Consider the following 4255-nt stretch of genomic DNA (forward strand, 5'->3'; position numbering starts at 1 on the left):
AGCCCGTTGCGCATCGGTCACCGACAACGGCGGAATCTTCGGACCCGGACGACTCATACCCAACCAACGACGAATCTCTGACTCAGGTCACTAGATCCGGTCCGTCACATCAACGCTCCGGTAGGCGAGCTGTCGTGGGGTCAGGGTGAGCTTGAGCCGGTGTCTGGCGGAGCCCGTGCTCGACCCGCCGCTGTCTGTGATCACCCAGGTGCGGACCCCCGACCGCGCGCGGGCATCCCGCTCCAGCTCGACGGTGAACTCCAGCTCGATCGGCCCCATGTCGAACTGCAGCTCATCGCCGTCGAACCTGCCGGTGGCCGCGCGCAGGTCGTCGCGTACGGCCTGTACCGCTTCGGTGAGGTCAATCCGGTTGCGCTCCATGCTCCTCTGCTCCCTGTGTGGCGGTGCGACGTGGTCGACGGGTTCAACAAGGTTGATCTCCACATGTGCCGGGATGCTGCCCAGTCCCGAGGTGGTCGAGTAGGCGTCGGACTCGGCGGCCAGGTGGTAGGCGGACAGCGCCTCACCCTCGACGTCCCCGGTCTCCTCGTCTCCTTCCGCGAGTACGGCGTGCAGCTGCTGGGCCCGGCTCCGTTCCGCCGCCAGCGCGGTGTTGCCCTCCGTGGAGAGCTGGTCGTAGAGCGCGAGGGACTCCTCCAGGGGGACCAGGGCCTCGTCCCAGGCGGCGCTGGAGGCCAACAGGGTGGCGAGGTTGTGCAGCCCGCGCGCCAGCTCCGGCATCGCGCTCCGGTCCTCCTCGCACACGGACCGGTAGCCGCTGATCGCCTGTCGCGAGGCCGCGATGGCCTCCGTGGTGCGGCCCGAGGAGCCGAGGACCAGCGCGAGGCACTCCAGGGCGTTGCCGCGGAGCCGCTGTGCGGGCGGGCGGACGTGCGCCGGCAGGATCTCGGTGATCCGGAGGCACTCCTGCAGCACATCGACGGCCTCTTCGGACGCCCCGATCTCGGCCAGGCAGATGCCGAGTTGCAGCAGCGCCCGGGCCAGTCCGGTCCCGGTGGCGTGGTAGCGGTCGAGGAGCTGCCGGTGGATGCCCACCGCTTCCTGGGCGATCAGGAGGGCCTCCTCTCCGTCGCCCGCGGCGAGCAGCCGTCGGCAGGCGGTCAGGAGGCGGTCCGCGAGCTGCGGGCCGTAAGCCCGGAAGTCCTCCTCCGCCTGTGCCCGCAGCCGCTCGATCTCCCCGCTCCGCTTCCTATCCGGCGTGCTCATCATCACCCCCCATTGCCATGGCTTGTTGCAGCAGCGTCAGCGCCAGCGCGGAATCGAAGATGTCCGCGCTTCCGACAGGTGTGTGCCAGCTCATGAGCTTGGCCGGGCCGCCTTCCGTGGGCGGCGGCCCCGGCGCGGGCACGGCCTCGTGTTCCGCTGTCGGAGGCGGTATGACGACGGCCGCCGGCTCCGCCGCGGGTACGGGCTCCGGCACCACCAGGCCCTTCACCAGCGCCAGCCGTCGGGCCCCGCCCATGGAGGCGATCAGCGGCACATGCCGCAGCTCGGCGGACTCCATCGCCGCCTTCGTCCCGTCGAACACCGCTTCCAGGTCCCGCACGTCGCCGGCCTGCGAGGCCGCCTTCAGCGTGGCGAGGAAGTGCCCGGTGAACGCGGTGTGATCCGCCCCGTCCGAGTCCTGCGACGGCTGGTTGGGGCCGCTGGAGGCGATCACACACACCCCGTCGGCATGGTCGTCGGGCAACTCCTCTTCTAGGGGGATCGCGACCTCGGGTGTGCTGAGGCACAGGTCCCCCTCGCCGCTGAGCAGTCCCGTGGCGACTCCGCTGAAGCAGCAGTCGAGGACGATGATCCGCAGGGCGGCCGGCGAACTCCGCACCAGCCGGCGGACCGTCCTGTACGCCAGGCCCGTGGTCTCGATCGAATCGGGGCTCGACGACTGGGAGGCCAGATAGAGGTCACCGTCGACCTTCCAGCCGTGGCCCACGTAGTAGAGCAGCAGCACGTCGGTCGCGGACTCGGCCGCCCGTTTGATGGCGACCCGCATTCCCTCACCGGTCCGCGGATTCGCGACCATCCGGCACTTCTCGCGGTGAAAGCCTCCACCGTCGGACGGCGCGAGCAGACTGCGCAGACCCGCCAGGTTGTGGATCGCGGCCGGCACCTCGGGAAAGGTGTGGTCCTGGTACTCCGACACCCCGATCAACAGGGCATACGAAGCGTCGAACCGCGGCAAGCGGGCCAATGCGTCACTCTTCGTCAAGCTGTTGGACGGCCCGCTCGATCACCTCGGCGTCCGTCCCGCTCACCGTGACGGTCCGGCCGTTGCGTTCGAACGTCACGGAGAGCTGCGGGGCGTTCATCTTCTTCCACTGGGCGACGGTGTAGCCCAGGGACCCCGCGCTGAATCCGGAGCTCACCACCAGCTGCACCAGATCGAGCACGAATCCCAGTTCACCCTCGACCGGTTCGGCACCGACCAGCCGCACCTCGGCGTGCCTGCGGGCGTCCGGTTCGTCGAGCAGCCACTGGTAGAGGCTCTGCGCCAACTCCCCTGCGGTGTCGGCGCCTTCGCACCGGATCGTGATCTGCACCGTAAGCCTCCGGCCCGAGTCGGAATGGGCTCTGAGCATAGAGCCGGAGGATGCGGCGGGACGGCACTTTGCTCATATCGCAGTTGTCCGTCATGAGGGGATCGGCCCGAAGCCCCGGGGCGCGCGGCTCGAAGCCCCGGGCCGCTCACCCCAGGGAGTGCGATTCCGGTGCGTCCACGGGTGGTTCACCGCCCGCTTCGTTGAAGGCCGTGAGCGCCTCGATGAGCGAGGCGCGCTGTGCGGGGGCGAGGCGTTCGACGATGGCGCTGACCTCCGCGCGGCGGCGGGCGGTGACCTCCTCGACCGTGCGCCGCCCCTCGTCGGTGAGCTGGAGCAGGGTCTCGCGCCGGTTGCCGGGGTTGGCCTGACGGTGCGCCAGGCCCGCCGCGATGAGCCGGTCCACCATGCGCATCGCGGTCGAGGGCGCGACCTGGAGCAGTTCGGCGAGGGTGACGAGTTTGGTGGCGCCGCGCGTGGAGAGCACCACCAGCATCCGCAACTGCGGCAGCGTCACCCGCTCCTCGACCTCGCCGAGCGACCGTGCCGACACCGCCACCAGCAGCCTCGACGCCGTGAGCACCGCACGGGTCACCGCTTCCACATCGTCCATGGCCCTCGTGGGGGCTCCGCGCTCCGCCATTCCCCCTTTCTACCGTCCCCGCTGTCCGGACGCCCTCGGCAGGACACCGGGGACGACCGGCCCGCCTGCCCGCCTGCCCGCGAGGCGCGGAACGCCCCCGCTCGTACCCCCGGATACGCAAAGGGGCGGCATCGTAGCCCATCGCCGCCGCTCGCCCCAGGGATTTGAGCATCGCCGCTGAATCGGCTTCTTTGCCCAGTGCAAAGGTTAGCGTGACCGTGCCCCGGCAGCCCCATGGGCGACAGCGCTCCGGCGCTCAACGCGCGCAATCAGGAGGCATGATGAAAACTCACGCGCGGACATCCCAGTCCCCCTCGAAACGTGGCCGTCTGACAGCCGCCGCGGTCGCTCTCACGGCCGTCATCGCGTCCGTTTCCGTATGGCTCTCCCAACAACACGGCTCCGCCCACGAGTCGATGTCGGCCCACCTCCCTGCCGCGAATGCGGCAGCGGCCGGGCCGGAGGGCGGCAACTCGGGCGATGTGACCGCCCTGGACAAGATCTTCCTCACCAAGGTCCGGCAGGCCGGGCTGTGGGAGATGCCGGCCGGGCGGCTCGCCCAGACGCACGCGTCGAGCGAGGCCATCAAGCGCGCCGGGATGCATCTGCTCGAAGGGCACAGCAAGCTCGACCAGCTGGCCCGCGAGGACTCGGAGGCACTGAGCGTGCCCATCCCCGACCAGGCCAGCGCCGAACAGCGGGGCTGGGTGAACCAGTTGAAGAACGCCCGGGGCCGGGAGTTCGACCAGCTCTTCGTGGACCTGCTCCGCGCCTCGCACGGCAAGATCTTCATCACCATCGGCGAGGTGCGCGCCGCCGCCAAGAACACGCTGATCCGGCGACTGGCCACGCAGACCAACAACACCGTCCAGGACCATATGAGCGTCCTGGAGGACACCGGCCTGGTCACCGACGACACCCTCGACGACGTGGCCTCGACCATCCCGAAGTAGTGCTGCTCTAGTGACCTGAGTCAGAGATTCGTCGTTGGTTGGGTATGAGTCGTCCGGGTCCGAAGATTCCGCCGTTGTCGGTGACCGATGCGCAACGGGCT

General features: G+C 69.6%; 5 protein-coding genes. 1 reads left to right on the forward strand and 4 read right to left on the reverse strand.

Annotation, left to right across the window (positions count from 1 at the left end; translation table 11 throughout):
• Positions 1–90: 90 nt before the first annotated feature.
• The 4 genes from ACWC9R_RS36910 to ACWC9R_RS36925 all read right to left on the reverse strand — a co-directional run bounded on the left by ACWC9R_RS36910 (position 91) and on the right by ACWC9R_RS36925 (position 3171).
• Entirely contained in the window at positions 91–1227 is a 1137-nt protein-coding gene (locus ACWC9R_RS36910) for a trypco2 family protein (protein WP_450738245.1), read from the reverse strand.
• Positions 1211–2212 (reverse strand): caspase family protein, encoded by a 1002-nt coding sequence (locus ACWC9R_RS36915; RefSeq protein ID WP_450738247.1) that lies wholly within the window; start codon positions 2210–2212, stop codon positions 1211–1213. Before ACWC9R_RS36915 ends, ACWC9R_RS36910 begins: the two co-directional genes overlap by 17 nt.
• 4 nt (positions 2213–2216) lie before the next feature.
• On the reverse strand, positions 2217–2561 hold the full coding sequence (locus ACWC9R_RS36920) for an effector-associated constant component EACC1 (protein ID WP_450738249.1): 345 nt from the start codon (positions 2559–2561) through the stop codon (positions 2217–2219).
• Positions 2562–2706: 145 nt separating this feature from the next.
• On the reverse strand, positions 2707–3171 hold the full coding sequence (locus ACWC9R_RS36925; RefSeq protein ID WP_450738251.1) for a MarR family winged helix-turn-helix transcriptional regulator: 465 nt from the start codon (positions 3169–3171) through the stop codon (positions 2707–2709).
• 311 nt (positions 3172–3482) lie between these two features.
• Between ACWC9R_RS36925 and ACWC9R_RS36930 the strand changes: the two genes are divergently transcribed.
• Positions 3483–4154 carry a DUF4142 domain-containing protein gene (locus ACWC9R_RS36930; RefSeq protein WP_450738252.1) on the forward strand — a complete coding sequence of 224 codons (672 nt, stop codon included), beginning with the start codon at positions 3483–3485 and terminating at the stop codon, positions 4152–4154.
• Positions 4155–4255: the final 101 nt, after the last annotated feature.

Source organism: Streptomyces sp. NPDC001219 (assembly GCF_053597915.1).